Origin of the sequence: Pantoea sp. RIT-PI-b (assembly GCF_001187905.1) — a bacterium.
Lineage (GTDB): Bacteria > Pseudomonadota > Gammaproteobacteria > Enterobacterales > Enterobacteriaceae > Pantoea > Pantoea nemavictus.
The window spans coordinates 301576-320844 of the sequence record NZ_LGIS01000030.1 but is presented as its reverse complement, the minus strand read 5'-3'; the positions used below and the strand labels follow the sequence as shown (position 1 = coordinate 320844).

Annotated in this window: 16 protein-coding genes; 11 read left to right on the top strand and 5 right to left on the bottom strand. The window is 55.9% G+C overall.

All coding sequences use genetic code 11. The features are described from left to right. Positions 1 to 27: 27 nt before the first annotated feature. Together pdxJ and acpS are read left to right on the top strand one after the other, a co-directional pair. Entirely contained in the window at positions 28 to 759 is a 732-nt protein-coding gene (pdxJ, locus tag AC790_RS20715; protein ID WP_007886179.1) for a pyridoxine 5'-phosphate synthase, read from the top strand. Beyond that, positions 759 to 1139: a holo-ACP synthase gene (acpS, locus tag AC790_RS20710; RefSeq protein ID WP_007886180.1), complete on the top strand. Its 381-nt coding sequence runs from the start codon at positions 759 to 761 to the stop codon at positions 1137 to 1139. The genes pdxJ and acpS overlap by 1 nt, the downstream gene beginning before the upstream one ends. Here acpS and AC790_RS20705 read toward each other — a convergent pair. Together AC790_RS20705 and AC790_RS20700 are read right to left on the bottom strand one after the other, a co-directional pair. Continuing rightward, positions 1136 to 1384, bottom strand: coding sequence for a YfhL family 4Fe-4S dicluster ferredoxin (locus AC790_RS20705; RefSeq protein WP_049853005.1), 249 nt, complete (start codon positions 1382 to 1384; stop codon positions 1136 to 1138). The two genes, acpS and AC790_RS20705, sit on opposite strands and share 4 nt — an antisense overlap. A gap of 55 nt (positions 1385 to 1439) precedes the next feature. Beyond that, positions 1440 to 2279 carry a MurR/RpiR family transcriptional regulator gene (locus AC790_RS20700; protein WP_007886185.1) on the bottom strand — a complete coding sequence of 280 codons (840 nt, stop codon included), beginning with the start codon at positions 2277 to 2279 and terminating at the stop codon, positions 1440 to 1442. Positions 2280 to 2495: 216 nt separating this feature from the next. On the opposite strand from AC790_RS20700, the gene yfhb reads away from it, so the two are divergent. Together yfhb and tadA are read left to right on the top strand one after the other, a co-directional pair. Then, positions 2496 to 3134, top strand: coding sequence for a phosphatidylglycerophosphatase C (gene yfhb, locus AC790_RS20695; RefSeq protein ID WP_007886187.1), 639 nt, complete (start codon positions 2496 to 2498; stop codon positions 3132 to 3134). Positions 3135 to 3199: 65 nt separating this feature from the next. Further along, positions 3200 to 3694, top strand: coding sequence for a tRNA adenosine(34) deaminase TadA (gene tadA / locus AC790_RS20690; RefSeq protein WP_072093462.1), 495 nt, complete (start codon positions 3200 to 3202; stop codon positions 3692 to 3694). Here the strand turns inward: tadA and mltF are convergent. Further along, entirely contained in the window at positions 3691 to 5148 is a 1458-nt protein-coding gene (mltF, locus tag AC790_RS20685) for a membrane-bound lytic murein transglycosylase MltF (protein WP_007886192.1), read from the bottom strand. The genes tadA and mltF overlap by 4 nt on opposite strands. Before the next feature lie 270 nt (positions 5149 to 5418). Here mltF and purL point away from each other — a divergent pair, with 270 nt between their 5' ends. From purL to glnB, 5 genes are all read left to right on the top strand, one after another. Then, entirely contained in the window at positions 5419 to 9309 is a 3891-nt protein-coding gene (purL, locus tag AC790_RS20680; RefSeq protein ID WP_049853003.1) for a phosphoribosylformylglycinamidine synthase, read from the top strand. Between the two features lie 645 nt (positions 9310 to 9954). Further along, positions 9955 to 11382, top strand: a complete 1428-nt coding sequence (locus tag AC790_RS20675; RefSeq protein WP_049853002.1) for a HAMP domain-containing sensor histidine kinase — start codon at positions 9955 to 9957, stop codon at positions 11380 to 11382. A gap of 3 nt (positions 11383 to 11385) precedes the next feature. Further along, entirely contained in the window at positions 11386 to 12057 is a 672-nt protein-coding gene (qseG, locus tag AC790_RS20670; RefSeq protein WP_049853001.1) for a two-component system QseEF-associated lipoprotein QseG, read from the top strand. Between the two features lie 2 nt (positions 12058 to 12059). Further along, a complete protein-coding gene (gene glrR / locus AC790_RS20665; protein ID WP_007886208.1) occupies positions 12060 to 13391 on the top strand; it encodes a two-component system response regulator GlrR in 1332 nt (443 codons plus the stop codon). Between the two features lie 75 nt (positions 13392 to 13466). Beyond that, positions 13467 to 13805, top strand: coding sequence for a nitrogen regulatory protein P-II (gene glnB, locus AC790_RS20660; protein ID WP_007886217.1), 339 nt, complete (start codon positions 13467 to 13469; stop codon positions 13803 to 13805). Between the two features lie 50 nt (positions 13806 to 13855). Here glnB and hmpA read toward each other — a convergent pair whose 3' ends face one another. After that, the gene (gene hmpA / locus AC790_RS20655; RefSeq protein ID WP_049853000.1) at positions 13856 to 15040 is read right to left on the bottom strand and encodes an NO-inducible flavohemoprotein; all 1185 of its coding nucleotides are present in this window, start codon (positions 15038 to 15040) and stop codon (positions 13856 to 13858) included. Between the two features lie 339 nt (positions 15041 to 15379). Between hmpA and glyA the strand changes: the two genes are divergently transcribed. Beyond that, entirely contained in the window at positions 15380 to 16633 is a 1254-nt protein-coding gene (glyA, locus tag AC790_RS20650; protein ID WP_007886219.1) for a serine hydroxymethyltransferase, read from the top strand. Positions 16634 to 16762: 129 nt separating this feature from the next. Further along, on the top strand, positions 16763 to 17902 hold the full coding sequence (locus AC790_RS20645; RefSeq protein WP_049852999.1) for a 3-phenylpropionate MFS transporter: 1140 nt from the start codon (positions 16763 to 16765) through the stop codon (positions 17900 to 17902). Here the strand turns inward: AC790_RS20645 and csiE are convergent. Then, positions 17899 to 19167 carry a stationary phase inducible protein CsiE gene (csiE, locus tag AC790_RS20640; RefSeq protein ID WP_049852998.1) on the bottom strand — a complete coding sequence of 423 codons (1269 nt, stop codon included), beginning with the start codon at positions 19165 to 19167 and terminating at the stop codon, positions 17899 to 17901. The two genes, AC790_RS20645 and csiE, sit on opposite strands and share 4 nt — an antisense overlap. Positions 19168 to 19269 lie beyond the last annotated feature (102 nt).

Sequence of the window (19269 nt, the reverse complement as noted above, 5' to 3'; positions counted from 1 at the left end):
ACACACTGAACACATTTAAGGATTGTCATGGCTGAGTTGCTGTTAGGCGTCAACATTGACCACATTGCCACCGTACGTAACGCACGTGGCACAAACTATCCCGATCCGGTGCAGGCTGCGTTTGTTGCCGAGCAGGCCGGTGCCGACGGCATTACCGTGCATTTGCGTGAAGATCGCCGCCACATTACTGACCGCGATGTACGCATTCTGCGTGACACCATTCAGACGCGCATGAATCTGGAGATGGCGGTCACGGACGAGATGATCGACATCGCCTGCGAAATCAAACCTCACTTCGTTTGCCTGGTGCCGGAAAAGCGTCAGGAAGTGACCACTGAAGGTGGGCTGGATGTAGCCGGTCAGCAGGATAAAATTAACGCCGCGGTGCGCCTGCTGAGCGACGCCGGCATCCTGGTTTCACTGTTTATCGATGCCGATCATCGCCAGATTGAAGCCGCCGTTGCCAGCGGCGCACCCTATATTGAAATTCACACCGGCGCCTACGCCGAAGCGCCTGAAGGTCTGGCGCGCCAGGCTGAACTGTCGCGCATTCGTAAAGCCGCGACTTTCGCCGCCAGCCTTGGCCTGAAAGTGAATGCTGGCCACGGTTTGACCTACCACAACGTGCAGCCGATTGCTGAACTGCCGGAAATGCACGAACTGAATATCGGCCATGCGATTATTGGTCGCGCACTGTTCAGCGGCCTGGCCGATGCGGTCAGTGAAATGAAGCAGCTGATGCGGGAAGCGCGTCGCTAATGGCGATTCTCGGACTCGGCAGCGACATCGTAGAGATCGAGCGCATTGCGGGCGTGATTGAGCGCTCCGGCGATCGCCTGGCGCGCCGCGTATTGAGCGAAGCCGAGTGGCAGCAATATCAGGCGCACCAGCAACCGGTGCGCTTTCTTGCTAAACGCTTTGCGGTGAAAGAGGCGGCAGCGAAAGCGTTTGGCACCGGCATTCGCGGTGGCCTGGCGTTCAATCAGTTTGAAGTGTACAACGATGCGCTGGGTAAGCCGGGATTACGTTTCTTTGAGCAGGCGAAAGTGATTGCCAGCCAGCTCGGCGTGCAGCACGTGCATGTGACGTTAGCGGATGAACGCCACTACGCTTGCGCGACGGTGATTATCGAGAATTAAGGGTGCAACACCACAAACTTCTCCCACAGCGCCTCACGACTCTCCAGGTGCTGTGGATCCGCAATAATGGTGTTATCAATCGGGCAGACGCTTTGGCAGGTCGGCACATCATAATGGCCCACGCACTCAGTGCAGCGGTCGACATCAATCTCATAGATCGCGTCGCCTAAACTGATTGCCTGGTTTGGGCATTCAGGTTCGCACATATCGCAATTGATGCATTTGGTGGTGATGAACAGGGCCATAGCGGAAATCCAATAACAGCAGAAAAGGCGCGGGTATTATACGCGCCTCATCTCATCAGACCAGCTTTTTCACCAACTCTTCGCTGTGACGAATATGGCTGGATGCGCGTTCCGGATCGTTCTGCACCAGCGCCATAAACAGCAAATCGGTGAGTGCCAGTTGCGCACTGGTTGATGAAATTGCCGCACTGCGCGTGCTCTGCTCTTCCGCTACGGTATAGAGACAAACCGTCGCACACTGCTGCAGGGCATTCGGCGTGAAGCCAGTAAAAGCCAGCACATCGGCGCCAACCTGCGCCGCTTCCTGCGCCGCCAGATTGATTTCGCGACGTTCGCCGGTGTAGGAGATCGCCAGCAACACATCGCCCGGCGCCATCGCCTGCACGCTGGCCAGCAGCGCATGCATATCCTGCTCCGCCACCGCGTTAATGCCGATTTTCATCAGTTTCCATGAGAAATCTTTCGCCACCAAACCCGATGCACCGATGCCGACCAGAAGAATACGGTTGGCATTTTTCAGCAGCTGTAAGGTTTGCAGCAGCTTCTCTTCGCTATTGATATCCAGCGTGGCGCGGATCGCCGAGATCTTTTCCGTCAGCAGCTTTTCACCCACCACTTTGAGTGGGTCATCGCTAAGAATATGGTTATGCACGGTAATAGCATCGCGATCGGCCATTGATTCGCTCAGCGCCAGCTTCAGCGCCGGGAAGCCTTTATAGCCCAGCTTCTGGGCAAATTTCACCACGCTTGACTGGCTGACACCCGACTCCTCAGCCAGTTTTTGTGAACTCAGATGCCGTGCACGGTCCGGCTGCGACAGCAAAAAATCCGCCAGGCGACGCTCATTTAGCGCCAGTCGAGGATAAAGTTGGCGAATGCGCAGCAATGAACTCATTGTTCGATCCTTAATTCATCTTTCCAGATAGAGCGTAGTGCGGTTACGCGCAGGATGTCGGGCGATTGCCGCCAGATGACAGCGCGCGGGCACAGAGAATAAACTATTCAGCTGGCATTGTAGTCATTGGAATTAAAAATAGCAGCTTTCGCCCCAAACGCTGAAGCTGGCTACACTGTAGTGCAGAAACCACGAAGGATAGAGAAGGAGTGTTGTTTGACAAAGGGTACGCAACGACGCGTGGTGTTTTTCGATCTCGATGGCACGCTGCATCAGCAAGACATGTTTGGCACCTATATGCGCTATCTGCTGCGACGTCAGCCGATCAATCTGCTGCTGGTGGTGCCGCTGTTACCGGTGATTGGTCTCGGCATGCTGATCAAAGGTCGCGCGGCGCGCTGGCCAATGAGTTTGCTGCTATGGGCGATTACCTTCGGCCATAGCGAAACGCGTCTGCGCCAGCGCGAAGCCGAATTCGCTGACTGGTTCCGCCAGCGCGTTACCGCCTTTCCGGTGGTGCAGCAGCGGCTCACTGATTATCTCAGCAGCAATGATGCCGATGTCTGGCTGATCACCGGTTCGCCGCAATCGCTGGTGGAGAAAGTCTATTTCGATTCCGCCTTCTTACCGCGCGTGCAGCTGATCGCCAGTCAGATGAAACCGGGCCGCGGCGGCCGCCTGCTGGCGATGCGTTGTCTCGGCCATGAGAAGGTGGCACAGCTGGAGGAGAAAATCGGCACGCCGCTGCAGCTGTATAGCGGCTACAGCGACAGCAAGCAGGACAACCCGCTGCTGTTCTTCTGTCAGCACCGCTGGCGCGTCACGCCGCGCGGTGAGCTGCAACAGCTGGAATAACGCTTCGATTCCGGCAGCAGCATCGCTATAATGCGCCGCCTTTTGATGCCCGCAGGAGTTGCCCGGTGAACCCACAAACTGATGAATATTGGATGCGTTATGCGCTGGAACTGGCTAAGCGCGCGTGGGAGCAGGGCGAAGTGCCGGTCGGTGCGGTGCTGGTGCAGGGCGATAAAGTGATCGGCGAAGGCTGGAATCGACCGATTGGTCAGCACGATCCCACCGCGCACGCTGAGATCATGGCGCTGCGTCAGGGTGGCAAAGTGCTGGAAAACTATCGTCTGCTGGATACCACACTGTATGTCACGCTGGAACCCTGCGTGATGTGCGCTGGCGCGATGGTGCACAGCCGCATCACGCGGTTAGTGTATGGCGCCAAAGATGAGAAAACCGGCGCGGCCGGTTCACTGCTGGATGTGATTGGCCATCCCGGCATGAATCATCAAATTCAGATTGATTGCGGTGTGCTGGCGGAACAGTGCGCTGGGATGTTGAGTGACTTCTTCCGCATGCGTCGCGAGCAGAAGAAGGCGCTGCGTCAGGCGCAGCGCGCAGATTAATTCATGGCAATTTTCGGTTCGACCGCCGGGTAGCCGGCACCTAACTCCGCTTCCAGCGCCGATTGCTGCGCTAACCGCTTCTCCTGCTCCTGCAGATAGCCCACCAGGCTTATCTGATACTTACGGATATTCTCGACGTAGTTATAAGCTTCGTGACCGCGCGCGTAACCATAGGTAGTTTGCGTGTAGTAGCGCTTCTGGCTCAGCATCGGCAGGCGCAGCTTCACATCCGCCCAGCTATCAGGATTGCCGCCCTGTTTCGCCGTCAGTTTGCGCACATCTAACATGTGTGCGTAGCCCATGTTGTACGCCGCCAGCGCGAACCAAATGCGCTCATCTTCAGGAATAGTCTCCGGCACCTTTTCCATCATGCGCTTGAGATATTCACTGCCGCCGCGAATGCTCTGTTCAGGATCGAGGCGATCGTTGACTTCAAGGCTGTCAGCGGTATTGCGCGTCAACATCATCATGCCTCGGACGCCGGTCGGCGAAGTGGCCTGCGGATTCCAGTGCGATTCCTGATAAGAGATCGCCGCCAGCAATCGCCAATCCATGCTGGCCGAATATTTCTCAAACAGCGGTTTGATGTCCGGTAGCGTGTTATCAATGGCGCGCAGGAAGGTGCGGGTATCCACATAATCAAAGGTGCCGACGTGGCCGAGATACTTCTCTTCCAGTCGCGCCATCGCGCCTTCCTCGCCCATCTGGCTGTAGAAGTCGAGCATCGCCGCGTTCAGGCTGTCGTCCTCGTTACGCGGCAAATACCAGGTGACCGGCTCTTCATCCGTCACATCAAACGCTACCGCCAGCTGCGGATGAATGCGCTGTAACAGGCCAATGGTGACGGAGTCGCCCACGGTGTAATCCAGTTTGCCGTCAGCAACCGCTTCAAGCAGCGCTTTCTGCCCTTGATCGGTCGAGATCGCCCAGTCGAGATCGGGATAGCTGTCGGCTTTGGCGGAACGTAAAGTTGACAGATATGCCGAACCGGACTGCACAATCAGGCGGCCTTTCAGATCGCCGAGATTTTTCGGCCGTGGCTTATCAATGCGGTATACCAGCTGTTGCGACACCGAATAGTAGCTCGGGCCACTTTGGTAGTGCGCAAGGCGCTCGCTGTTGTAGATCAGGCCGGCAGCCAGCAAATCCGCCTTGCCGTCATCCAGGTCATCAAACAGGTCACCGAGGTTTGGACGTACCTCAACTTCCAGTTTTACGCCAAGGTAATCGGCGAAGCGCTTCGCCAGCTCGTAATCCATACCGGCTGGTGCATTGTTAATGGTGTAGTAAGTCAGCGGAGAGTTAACGGTACTGATGCGCAGCACTCCGCGTGATTTAATCTGTGATAGCGCGTCTGTTCCACCCCCGTACCACGGGATTGAAGGCCACAATGCTAGCGCAAGCAGCACGGTGATCAGACCGATAAACAGATAGTTTATTTTTAGGCGTTTCAAATAGTTGTCTCGTAATGGCTCACAGGCCTCTGTCTTTTAAAGGCAGTATTTATGTTGTTTTAACTCCCAGAGCGAGGGGCATTTTGCGCAACAAAAAGGGGCAGGGCAACTTTTATAGCAAGAATTGTGCAAAATTCAGCCAAACGCCAGGTGCCAGAATTTATGCGCAAACGGTTTCGTATCCCGTGCTGTTTCTCTATAATACCGCCCGTTTTCCCCTGTTGCGCCCAATGAAGCGTCGCCCGGCACTTCAAAGACGAGAGATCTTTAATGATGGAAATTCTGCGTGGTTCGCCCGCTCTGTCGGCATTTCGTGTAAACAAACTGCTGACCCGCTTTCAGGACGCTCACCTTCCGGTGAGTGATATTTACGCCGAGTACGTCCATTTTGCCGGTGTCAGCGCACCGCTCAGCGCGGATGAGCACGCCCGCCTGCAACGTCTGCTGAAATACGGTCCTTCTCTCGCCGAACATGCGCCACAAGGGCGTCTGTTGCTGGTAACGCCGCGTCCCGGCACTATCTCTCCGTGGTCCTCGAAAGCCACCGATATCGCGCACAACTGCGATCTGCCACAGGTGTTACGCCTTGAGCGCGGCATGGCTTTCTATGTGCAGGCCCCTGAGCTGACGGAAGCGCAGTGGCAGCAACTTGCCAGCCTGCTGCATGACCGCATGATGGAAACCGTGTTCGCTGACCTCAGCGATGCGCAGCAGCTGTTTGCCCATCATCAGCCGCAGCCGCTCAAAAGCATCGACGTGCTGGGCGCAGGTCGCAGCGCGCTGGAGCAGGCCAATGCCACGCTGGGCCTGGCGCTGGCCGATGATGAGATCGATTACCTGCTTGATGCCTTTACCAAGCTGGGGCGTAATCCAAACGACATCGAGCTCTATATGTTTGCGCAGGCAAACTCTGAGCACTGTCGTCACAAAATCTTCAACGCCGACTGGATTATCGACGGCGAAAAGCAGCCGAAGTCGCTGTTTAAAATGATCAAAAACACCTTTGAACATAATCCTGAGCACGTGCTGTCGGCGTATAAAGACAACGCCGCAGTGATGGAAGGTTCCGAGGTTGGCCGCTTCTACGCAGATGCGCAGAAGGGCGAATATGAATTCCATCAGGAAGAAGCGCATATCCTGATGAAAGTGGAAACCCATAACCACCCAACCGCTATTTCGCCATGGCCGGGTGCTGCGACCGGTTCTGGTGGTGAAATTCGTGATGAAGGCGCAACCGGACGTGGTGCGAAGCCAAAAGCCGGTCTGGTCGGTTTCTCGGTATCGAACCTGCGCATTCCAGGCTTCGAACAGCCGTGGGAAGAGGATTTCGGTAAGCCGGATCGTATTGTCACCGCCTTAGACATCATGACCGAAGGCCCGCTGGGCGGCGCGGCATTTAACAACGAATTTGGTCGACCTGCCCTGAATGGCTACTTCCGTACCTATGAAGAGCGCGTCAACAGCCACAATGGTGTGGAGCTGCGCGGCTACCATAAGCCGATTATGCTGGCGGGCGGCATCGGTAACATTCGTGCCGATCACGTGCAGAAAGGCGAGATTGTGGTGGGGGCCAAACTGATCGTGCTGGGTGGCCCGGCGATGAACATCGGTCTGGGCGGCGGTGCCGCTTCGTCGATGGCTTCCGGCCAATCGGATGCCGATCTCGACTTTGCTTCAGTACAGCGCGACAACCCAGAGATGGAACGTCGCTGTCAGGAAGTGATCGACCGCTGCTGGCAGCTGGGCGAAGCCAACCCGATTCTGTTTATCCATGACGTGGGCGCGGGCGGTCTCTCGAACGCGATGCCAGAGCTGGTAAGTGATGGTAACCGCGGCGGCAACTTTAACCTGCGTGACATCCTGAGCGACGAGCCGGGCATGAGCCCGCTGGAAGTGTGGTGTAACGAATCACAGGAACGTTATGTGCTGGCGGTGGCGCCTGAGAAACTGGCGCTGTTCGATGAGTTGTGCCAGCGTGAACGCGCGCCTTATGCGGTGATTGGTGAAGCGACTGAAGAGCTGCATCTGAACCTCGCCGACAGCCATTTCGACAATAAGCCAATCGACATGCCACTCGACGTGCTGCTGGGCAAAACGCCGAAGATGACGCGTGATGTTGCCAGCCAGCAAGCCAAAGGCGATGCCCTGCAGCGCGACGGGATTACCGTTGCTGATGCGGTGAATCGTGTGCTGCATTTGCCAACCGTGGCGGAAAAAACCTTCCTGATCACCATTGGCGATCGCAGCGTAACCGGCATGGTCGCGCGCGATCAGATGGTCGGTCCGTGGCAAATTCCGGTCGCGAACTGCGCCGTCACCACGGCCAGCCTGGATAGCTATCACGGTGAAGCGTTCTCTCTCGGCGAACGCGCGCCAGTCGCGTTGCTCGACTTCGCCGCTTCCGGTCGCCTCGCGGTGGGTGAAGCGCTGACCAACATCGCAGCGACCTCAATTGGTTCGCTGCAGCGCGTCAAGCTCTCCGCGAACTGGATGGCCGCCGCCGGCCACCCAGGCGAAGATGCTGGTTTGTACGCCGCCGTTAAAGCGGTAGGTGAAGAGCTGTGTCCGGCGCTGGGCATCACGATTCCCGTCGGTAAAGACTCGATGTCGATGAAAACCCGCTGGCAGCAAGGCACCGAGCAGCGTGAAATGACCTCGCCGCTGTCGTTGGTGATTACCGCGTTTGCGCGCGTTGAGGATGTACGTCGCACCGTTACGCCGCAGCTGCAGGCCGATCAAGATAACCTGCTGCTGCTGGTGGATCTGGGTAACGGCGCTAACACGCTGGGTGCTACCGCGCTGTCACAGGTTTATCGTCAACTCGGTGACAAGCCTGCCGACGTGCGTGATGCTACGCAGCTGGCGGGCTTCTTTAACGCTATTCAGGCGCTGGTGGCCGAGCAGAAACTGCTGGCCTATCACGACCGTTCTGACGGCGGCCTGTTGGTCACGCTGGCGGAGATGGCCTTTACCGGTCACTGCGGTATCGAAGCCGATATCGCCGCGTTGGGCAGTGATGCATTGGCAGCGCTGTTCACCGAAGAGCTGGGCGCGGTGCTGCAAATCAACGCAGCAGATCGCGTGGCAGTGGAGAAAGTATTCGCCGATCACGGCCTGAGCGCTAATGTGCATGTGATGGGTAAAGCGCTGCCGGGCGACCGCTTCGTGATCCGTTCTGGCGACAGTACGGTGTACAGCGAAAGCCGCACCACGCTGCGTACCTGGTGGGCAGAAACCACCTGGCAGATGCAGCGTCTGCGTGATAACCCAGCCTGTGCCGATCAGGAGCATGAAGCGAAGAAAGACGATAACGATCCTGGTCTGAACGTCCATCTGACCTTCAAGCCAGAAGAGGATGTGGCGGCACCGATGATCGCCACTGGCGCACGTCCGCGTGTGGCGGTGCTGCGTGAGCAGGGTGTGAACTCCCACGTGGAGATGGCGGCTGCCTTCCATCGCGCTGGCTTTACTGCAGTTGACGTACACATGAGCGATCTGCTGGCCGGTCGTCGCGGTCTGGAAGAGTTCCAGGCACTGGTTGCGTGTGGTGGCTTCTCATACGGTGACGTGCTGGGCGCCGGTGAAGGTTGGGCGAAATCGATCCTGTTCAACGGCCGCGTACGTGATGAGTTTGAGAACTTCTTCCATCGTCCACAAACGCTGGCGCTGGGCGTGTGTAACGGCTGCCAGATGATGTCGAACCTGCGTGAATTGATTCCAGGCAGCGAACTGTGGCCACGCTTTGTGCGTAACCAGTCCGAGCGTTTCGAAGCGCGTTTCAGCCTGGTCGAAGTGGCGGCGAGCCCGTCGCTGTTGCTGGAGGGCATGGCAGGCTCGCATATGCCAATCGCGGTATCGCACGGCGAAGGTTTTGTCGAAGTGCGTGACGGTGCGCATCTGGCGCAGCTGGAGAGCAAAGGTCTGGTAGCGCTGCGCTTCGTCGATAACTTCGGCAAAGTGACGGAAAGCTATCCGGCAAACCCGAATGGCTCACCAAACGGCATCACTGCGGTAACTAACGAAAGCGGTCGCGTCACCATTATGATGCCGCACCCAGAGCGCGTGTTCCGTACCGTCAGCAACTCGTGGCATCCGGCAGAGTGGGGCGAAGATAGCCCGTGGATGCGTATCTTCCGTAATGCGCGTAAGCAGTTGGGCTAAGCGTTAATCTTGAGTTGTTATGCTGGTGCGCATCAATGCGCACCTTACAAGGCCGCCTAACCGCGGCCTTTATTTTTTTTGTAGGGTCGCCATTAATGGCGACCTGGCTAAAAACCGCACAAGTATGCAAGCTGTCGGAAAAAGGCGACAATCCTGACTTTATACTGTCGTCAAAAGGTGACATTTAAATCGTTGATTTGTAATGCAAGGAAGTTAGCGCTCTAAACCCGTTGCTAATCAGCGACACTTTTCCCTGACCGTCCGGTCCGCTTTCCTTCCTGTCTTCGCCTTCTATCTGGCATTCCTCTGATAATAAACACTATTTATTTATTGGCATGATACTTGCTATACTTTCTGCGTGGCTCATTCGCCTGTTTATGATTGCCCCGCTTTTCGCGGCAGAGCTCATAAAAACTGAATGACGCACCAAACGGAGCCTGTCGTCCACCTCACCGATAATCGCTTGCTTTGCAACGTTATCAAGCATCGGACGCAACGTTGAGTTAGGCTCCACCTATTTTGCAAGCGATGCTGCGGCGTCGCTCTCACGGCAGGCCAAAAGGCCTGCCGTTTTCATATCTCTCCTTTCTTCCGTTTTGATACTTCGCTAGCATGCCTGCAGCTCATATTTAAGGAAGCGCGGTTGTGAATAAATGGCGTCTGTTTCCCCGATCCCTGCGACAGTTAGTCTTAATGGCCTTTCTGCTGGTGCTGCTGCCGTTACTGGTGCTGGCATGGCAAGCATGGGAAAGCCTTTCGGCGCTGAGCAACCAGGCGGCAGATACCAATCGCAATACCTTTACCGATGTACGGCGCAGTGAAGCGATGGCGCGCACCGCGCTGGAGCTGGAGCGAAGCTATCGTCAATACTGCGTATTAGGCGATGCGTCGCTGGCCAAACTGTATCAAACGCAGTGGACGCGCTACGGTCAAATGCTCAGCAGCCACGCAGCCAGCTTGCCCGATCTGCCCTCCTTCAAAGTGCTGCAAACCACCTTGCCGCAGCTGCAGCAGGTAAAGTGCGATAATGGTAATCCGCAAGCACAAGCTGCCAGCGCGCTGGAGCGTTTTTCCGATACCAATACGCAAATGGTGCAGGCAACGCGCGAAGTGGTGTTTTCGCGCGGCCTACAACTGCAACGTGAAATTGCCGATCGCGGCCAGTTTTTTGGCTGGCAGGCGCTCATTCTGTTCCTGATCAGTCTGGTGCTGGTTTTGCTGTTCACTGGCATGATTATTGGTCCGGTAAAACGCGTTGAGCGCATGATCAATCGCTTAGGCGAGGGCAAATCGCTGGGCGATAGCGGCAGCTTTCGCGGCCCACGTGAAATTCGCTCGCTGGGACAGCGCATCGTTTGGTTGAGTGAACGTCTGAGCTGGCTGGAAGAGCAGCGCCATGAGTTTCTGCGTCACCTGTCGCATGAGCTGAAAACACCGCTTGCCAGCCTGCGGGAAGGCACTGAGCTGCTGGCCGATCAGGTCGCCGGGCCATTGAACGCTGAGCAGCAGGAAGTGGTCGCGATTCTCGATACCAGCAGCCGTCATTTACAGCGGCTGATTGAGCAGTTGCTGGATTACAACCGTAAGCTGGCAGATGGCCCGATGACGCTGGCACCGGTGGTATTAAATGACATCATTGATTCCGTAGTAAAAGTGCACTCGTTGCCTGCCAGTGCGCGTGAGATGACGACGCACGTTGATCTGCAGGTGAATCACTGTCTGGCGGAAGCCACGTTGCTACAGCGGGTGATTGATAACCTCTATTCGAACGCCGTGAACTACGGCGCCGAATCCGGTAACATCTGGCTGCAGAGCCAGCAGAAGGGCAACCAGGTGTGGATTGAGGTGGCAAACACCGGCACACCGATTCCGGCTGAAGAGCAGGCGATGATTTTTGAGCCTTTTTATCAAGGCAGCCAACAGCGCAAGGGGCCGGTTAAAGGCAGCGGTCTGGGGTTAAGCATCGCCAAAGATTGCCTGCGCAGGATGCAAGGCGATTTGCAGTTGGTAACACGCAAGGATGCGGATGTCTGTTTTCGTATCATTCTGACTACCAGCGCCGGGAATGCCTGATTAATGAAATTACCCCGATTTAAATTTGTGACCTGTGCGTTGATGGCGCTCGGCCTGAGTGCCTGCCAGGCACCGTCGCAGCAACGTCCCCAACACACTAGCGTGAGCGTGCCGGAACCCGACGTGCGCCTGCCGGATTATCTTGCGATCGATTGTCAAAGCATGTGGCAAATCGAAACGCCAGCCGCCGTGAGTAATCCGCTTTACTGGCAGCGCGCCGTTGATTGTGCCGAGCGCTTATCCCCTGCCGAAGCTCGCGCCGAAGCGCGTCGCTGGCCGGTGCAAGGCTGGGCACGCGCCTTTAAGCAAGGCATTCTGCTCGCTAACGGTAACGTCACGCCGGTGGAACGCCGTGATTACGTCACCACGTTGGACGGTTATAGCGCGTCTTATCCGGCGGCAGTGCGCCCGTTACTGCAGCTGTGGCGCAGTAATCAGGCCGCTCAGCTGGAGCTGAGTGAAGCGCGTGGACGTTACGCCGCCCTGCAGCAAAGCAACGACGCTGAAATGGACAACCTGCGTCAGCAGCAAAGCAAAATGCGCCAGGCGCTGGCAGACACCCAACGTAAGCTCGAGCGTTTAACCGACATTGAGCGCCAACTGTCATCGCGCAAAGCGCCCGACAGCAGCGACGCATCGCACGGTGCCAGTGATGTGCAAACTGAGGATCAGTAATCATGAAACAGAGCGCACGCTTACTGCTGGTAGATGACGATCCTGGCTTACTGAAACTGCTTGGCATGCGTTTGAGTAGCGAAGGTTTTCAGGTGGCGACGGCAGCCAGCGGACCAGAAGCACTGCGTCATCTGCAGAAAGAGAAGGTCGATTTAGTCATCAGCGACCTGCGCATGGATGAGATGGACGGTCTGGCGCTGTTTGGCGAAGTACAGAAACGTCATGCGGGCTTGCCGGTGATCATTCTCACCGCGCATGGTTCAATTCCTGAAGCCGTGTCCGCTACGCAGCAAGGCGTATTTAGTTTTCTGACCAAACCGGTCGATCGTGATGCGTTGTACAAAGCGATTGATGAAGCGCTGGCACAGCGCGCGCCGATGAGCGATGACGGCTGGCGCGAAGCGATTGTGACGCGCAATCCGCAGATGCTGCGCCTGTTGGATCAGTCGCACATGGTAGCGCAATCGGACGTCAGTATTTTGATCAATGGGCAAAGCGGCACCGGTAAAGAGGTGCTGGCACAAGCGATTCATGCGGCCAGCCCCCGTGCGACCAAGCCCTTCATTGCCATCAACTGTGGCGCTTTGCCAGAGCAACTGCTCGAATCTGAGCTGTTTGGCCACGCCAAAGGTGCCTTTACGGGAGCAGTCAGCGCGCGTGAAGGGCTGTTCCAGGCGGCGGAGGGCGGCACACTGTTTCTGGATGAGATCGGCGATATGCCGCAGGCGTTGCAGGTGAAATTGCTACGCGTACTGCAGGAGCGCAAGGTGCGCCCGCTGGGCAGTAACCGCGATCTGGATATCAACGTGCGGATTATTTCCGCGACGCACCGTGATTTGCCGAAAGCGATGGAGAAAAAGAGTTTCCGCGAGGACCTCTACTATCGCCTCAACGTGGTCAATCTGAAAATTCCTGCGCTGCATGAGCGTGCCGAAGATATTCCGCTGCTGGCGAATCATCTGCTGCGCCAGTCAGCCGATCGCCATAAACCTTTCGTGCGTAGCTTCTCGGTGGATGCCATGAAACGACTGGTTGGTGCAGCATGGCCGGGCAATGTGCGGCAATTGGTGAACGTGATTGAGCAGTGCGTAGCGTTGAGTACTGCACCGGTGATCGGCGATGCGCTGGTGGAGCAGGCGCTGGCAGGAGAAAATACCGCGTTGCCAACCTTCGTCGAGGCGCGTAATCAGTTTGAGCTGAACTATCTGCGTAAACTGTTGCAGATGACCAAAGGAAATGTCACTAACGCCGCGCGTCTGGCTGGACGTAACCGCACTGAATTCTATAAGCTGCTGTCGCGCCATGAGCTAGACGCCAGCGAATTTAAAGAGTAGCGTGCTGCGGCGGTGTCAGGAACACTTATACTAACGGTATCCGTCCATCATGGAGGGAGTAAAAAAGGATCTGTCATGAAAAAGATCGATGCAATTATCAAACCATTCAAACTCGATGATGTACGTGAAGCGTTAGCGGAAGTGGGCATCACCGGGATGACGGTCAGTGAAGTCAAAGGCTTTGGCCGTCAGAAAGGCCACACGGAACTGTATCGCGGCGCGGAATACATGGTCGATTTTCTGCCAAAAGTGAAAATTGAAATGGTGGTCGGTGACGACATCGTCGACACCTGCGTAGAAACCATTATGAAAACTGCGCAGACCGGCAAAATCGGCGACGGCAAAATCTTTGTCTTCGATGTAGCGCGCGTGGTGCGTATTCGTACCGGTGAAGAGGACGAAGAGGCGATTTAAGCCCCTTCGCGCATTGCCTAAGAAAGCCTGCCTTCTGCAGGCTTTCTGTTTTACAGCACCTTGTGCGGACCAAACACTTCGTAATGGATACGATCGCCGCTCACACCCGCATCGACTAACTGACGCGCGACAAACTGCATAAACGGCAGTGGACCGCAGATCCAGAATTGGCGCTCGGGCTGATTTAACGCAGAAGATATGCCCGCCAGATCCATCAACCCCGCATCGTTATAACGTCCTGCATCTGCGCTTTCCGGCTGGCGATACCAAACGTGACTGGCGAAGTTTGGCAGACGTGCGCCGAATGATTTTACCTCTTCAGCAAAGGCATGTTGGGAACCGGCTTCAGCCGCGTGTAGCCAGTTAACTGCTGCAGGATGTTGCTGCTCCGCCAGATTAGCCAGCATCGCCAGCATCGGAGTTTGTCCCACGCCAGCAGAGATTAAGGTGATGGGTGTCGCCGCGTCAGCCTGCAGGAAGAAATCGCCCGCTGGAGCGGCGCACTGCACGATATCTCCGACCTGTGCATTGTCATGCAGCCAACCCGATACGCTGCCCAGCGCTTCGCGTTTTACTGCAATGCGATAGAAGGTGCCGTTCGGTTGATGCGTCAGCGAATACTGGCGATGCTGGATATTTTCGTTGCCTGCAGGTTGCAGGCTAATGGCCAGATACTGGCCAGGCAAGAATGTTGCCACTGGCTGACCGTCGTTCGGCACCAGCTCAAAACTCTTAATCACTGAGCTTTCCTGGTTGATGGCGCGAATACGGAAATCACGCGCGCCGCGCCAGCCGCCGGCTTTCTCTTCGGACGCAGAATAAATCGCTTCTTCACGCTGAATAAACACATCGGCCAGCACGCCATAAGCTTTTCCCCATGCGGTCAGCACCTCTTCGCCCGGGTGCAGCAACTCATCAATGGTTGCCAGCAGGTTTTCGCCCACAATCGCGTATTGTTCAGGCTGAATGTTCAGGCTGGCATGCTTCTGCGCGATCTTCTCCACCGCCGGCAACAGCACCGCCAAATTTTCCAGATTGCTGCCATAGGCCACAATCGCGTTGAACAAGGCTTCACGCTGATTGCCGCTGCGTTGATTATTCATGTTGAAGACGTTTTTCAGTTCAGGATGCTGGGTTAACAAACGCTGATAAAAGTGACCGGTGAGCTGGGGACCGATTTGTGCGATGGCAGGCAAGGTGGATTTGATGGTAGCGATGGTTTGCGCGTCAAGCATGGTGAAATCCTCAGAGTGAATTTAAACATGTATTTTAAATGCATCTTATGGTTAATCGAAGCGCCTGTAAATCCCTCGTTGTGATTAAGGATTAGGCAAAAAAGGTGCGCGCTGGCCCGCAAACCTGAAATTTATTCCCGTGCAATGTGAGCAAATCTCGCGATTTTCTCGCTTGCAAAAAAGCGTAAAAAACCCGTTCCAGCGCCATGCCAATCGATTGCGCAAAAAGAGGGGATTGGCGCTACCGTCCCCTGTCAAAACCGTTTACACTGTTCGCCTTCGCCCCTTAGCCGGGGCCTAAACTGCCGTTAAAAAGTTAGCTGAGTCAGGAGAGTCCGGATGTTAAAGCGTGATATGAACATTGCCGATTATGATGCCGCGTTGTGGCAGGCTATGGAGCAAGAGAAAGTGCGTCAGGAAGAGCACATTGAACTGATTGCTTCTGAAAACTACACCAGCCCACGCGTAATGCAGGCACAAGGTTCACAGCTCACCAACAAATATGCCGAAGGCTATCCGGGCAAACGCTACTACGGCGGATGTGAATACGTTGATATCGTTGAGCAGTTGGCGATCGATCGTGCTAAAGAGCTGTTCGGCGCTGATTACGCTAACGTACAGCCGCACTCAGGTTCGCAGGCTAACTTCGCGGTGTACACGGCACTGCTGCAGCCGGGCGACACCATTCTGGGTATGAACCTGGCGCACGGCGGTCACCTGACGCACGGTTCTCCGGTTAACCTGTCTGGCAAGCTGTACAAGGTTATCCCTTACGGCATCGATGAAACCGGCAAAATCAATTACGACGAACTGGCTGAACTGGCGCAAACCCATAAGCCGAAAATGATCGTCGGTGGTTTCTCCGCCTACTCTGGCGTGTGCGACTGGGCCAAAATGCGTGAAATCGCTGATAGCGTTGGCGCCTACCTGTTCGTTGATATGGCCCACGTTGCTGGCCTGATCGCCGCAGACGTCTATCCAAACCCGGTTCCTCATGCACACATCGTAACCTCTACCACCCACAAAACCCTGGCGGGTCCGCGCGGCGGCCTGATCCTGGCGAAAAACGGTGACGAAGATCTGTATAAAAAGCTGAACTCCGCGGTGTTCCCGGGCGGCCAGGGTGGCCCTCTGATGCATGTGATCGCCGGTAAAGCCGTGGCATTCAAAGAAGCGATGGAGCCAGAGTTCAAGACTTATCAGCAGCAGGTTGCTAAGAATGCCAAAGCGATGGTGGAAGTTCTGCTGGAGCGTGGCTACAACATCGTTTCTGGTGGTACTTTCAACCACCTGTTCCTGATCGATCTGGTGAGCAAAAACCTGACCGGTAAAGAAGCTGATGCCGCTTTAGGCCGCGCTAACATTACCGTGAACAAAAACAGCGTTCCGAACGATCCGAAGAGCCCGTTCGTAACTTCAGGTATCCGTATCGGTACGCCAGCGGTGACGCGTCGCGGCTTTAAAGAAGCTGAAGTTCGTGAACTGGCGGGCTGGATTGCTGACGTGCTGGACAACATCAACGACGAAGCGACCATCGAACGTACCAAACAGAAAGTGCTGGAAATCTGCAGCCGTCTGCCGGTATACGCGTAAGTTTTTACGTCTGTCGATGCAGCAGGAAAAAGGATGGCTTAGGCCATCCTTTTTTATTGCCGTCGCTATAGCGCTCTGACAAAGTAGCGACCACTCGTGCTGCAGAGCAGCATCTTTGCTGGAGGGAATATGGCAATCGGCTCGGCCAAATGGCTCGGATTGGGCTACTTCACTTACTTCTTTTGTTACGGCATCTACCTGCCTTTCTGGAGCGTTTGGCTGAAAGGTGCAGGCCTTGATGCCGAAAAGATTGGCCTGCTGCTGGGCTGCGGCATGGTGGCCCGCTTCGTGGGGAGCTTGCTGATTGCCTCACAGGTTAAAAATCCGGCGCAGTTGATCACTGCTCTGCGCCTGCTGGCGCTGATGACCTGTCTGTTCGCCATCGGTTATTGGCTTGGGCAACAGTGGATGTGGCTGCTGTTGGTGATGATCGGCTTCAACCTGTTTTTCTCACCGCTGGTGCCGCTGAGCGATGCGCTGGCCGCTACCTGGACGCAGCAAATTGGCCTGGCCTATGGGCCGGTTCGTCTTTGGGGTTCGCTAGCGTTTGTTATCAGTTCCGCCCTAACCGGCATGTTAGTCACTGCGTTCTCGTCTCAGGCGATTTTGGTGCTGCTGTCATTAGGCGCGATCGGCATGCTGGGTGGAATGATGTTAACACCGGCGACCAGGCCGCAGGGCAGTGAACGTCAGACGTCAACAGACGGCGGCTGGCAGGCGTGGCGTGAGCTGCTGCGCGAAAATGCAGTGTGGCGCTTTATGTTATGCGTAACGCTACTGCAGGGCGCGCACGCGGCCTATTACAGCTTTAGCGCCATCTGGTGGCAGGAAAGCGGTTATTCTGCGTCGATTATTGGCTATTTGTGGTCATTAGGCGTTGTCGCCGAAATCATTATTTTTGCGCTCAGTGGCCGGCTGTTCCGACGCTGGACCGCGCGCGACCTGCTGCTGTTATCCGGAGCATGCGCCATCGTGCGTTGGACGCTGCTGGGATCCAGCACCGCGCTGCCACTGCTGATTGTGGCGCAGATTCTGCACTGCGGCAGCTTTACCGTTTGTCATTTAGCGGCGATGCGTTTTATTGCCGCACGCAAAGGTGCAGAAGTGATTCGTCTGCAATCGCTTTACTCGGCGCTGGCGATGGGCGGCGGTATCGCGGTGATGACAATGATTTGCGGCGTGCTGTTTGCCCATCTGCAAGGACATCTGTTCTGGGTAATGGCGTTGGTGGCGCTGCCGGCACTGTTCCTGCGTCCGCGAACCGCTTAGCTCTCGAGCAATTGGCGGATGCGCTGCTGCTGATGGCTACTCAGCGGCAGCTCCGCCTGAATCAGCGGCGGTGAGAACAGCGGCAGTGAAATGGCGTATGGCGTGATCACCAGCGCGATATCCCGTGGTGCGCCTTCCCGTTGAAAATGCATCACATCCTGATAGCTGATGTTAATGGGTAACAGCGTCATTTCCCGCAGCTGTTGCTCCAGCAACTGTTCTAGCGCCGCATCGGCGCCGGTCAGCAGCAGCACCTGCTTTTCCTGCAACGCACTCTCCTGCATTAGCCAGGCACCAAACAGCACCGCCACCAGGCTCACTTCCTCCGCGCTAAAGCGCGTACCAAAGTCCGTGCTGAAAGGGTGGAGTGCACGTTCGGTGGTGCGCAGCAGGCGCGGGTAGAGCCGCGCAACATCCAGCGCTACGCTGTTATCAATGCCGATGGAAAAGTGGCTACGATCCAGCGCCTGCGCCAGATGCGTAAACAGCTGCTGGGTGAGCTCTTGCTGATTTTTGAAGCGCGTCTGTGCCATTTGTTCAAAACGCACAACCAGTGCTTGCACTGCTTGCATCAGTTTAATGGCCTGAGGATGATGGAGTTCCGCACCGTTCGGTGCATGAATCAGGCTGAATAGTAACGTCCAGAAGTCAGTTTCGCTGGCATCGGGCGCTAAGTGGCAGCGTTTCTGCCAATGATGAATCACATCGTCGGCGGCGGCGCGCTCTGCTTTCTCTGCCAGCCACGCGCGCTGTCCCTGATTGAAGAGGGCGTTTTGTCTCTGACACAGTGAATACTTCATGAAGATTTGCAAAAACAGGCGATCGCGCGGGCTGAAGTCACGCGTTAGCCGCAGGCTGCAGTGTTGAATCAGTGCCTGAAGGTTGGTCTCATCCCACAGCGCTTTCTCAATCTTTAGCACTTTCAGGCGCTGGCGCAGAATGGGGGCAAAGTGCTCGCAGACAAAATCCTGCGACAAACGCAGCGCGCGTCGCAGCCAGTGGATCAGGCACAGTCGCCTGTCCAGTTCCGTCCCATGAATGCGGAAGCTGCCATCCACCATCTGGTGTAGCTCCAGTTGATGGTATCGCTGTATCTCCTCTCCCACATCCGCGATATCCTGTCGGGCGACAACAGGTGCCACGCCATTTAACTGGCAGAGCTTTTCAAGCGTCAATGCGGGAGCGGGCAGAAAGAGCAGCAGTAATAGATGACAACGACGCTGGGAGCGGCTGAAGAGTGGTGCAGAAGAAGGTGCAGAACTCATCAAAGGTTTATCCGCAGGTCATTTTTCAGCTAAGAATAGCTAACTCCTTGGGGTATCCCTGCTCTTTGTCGTGACTTTTGTTCAGAGCTTTAGGGCGGGTCA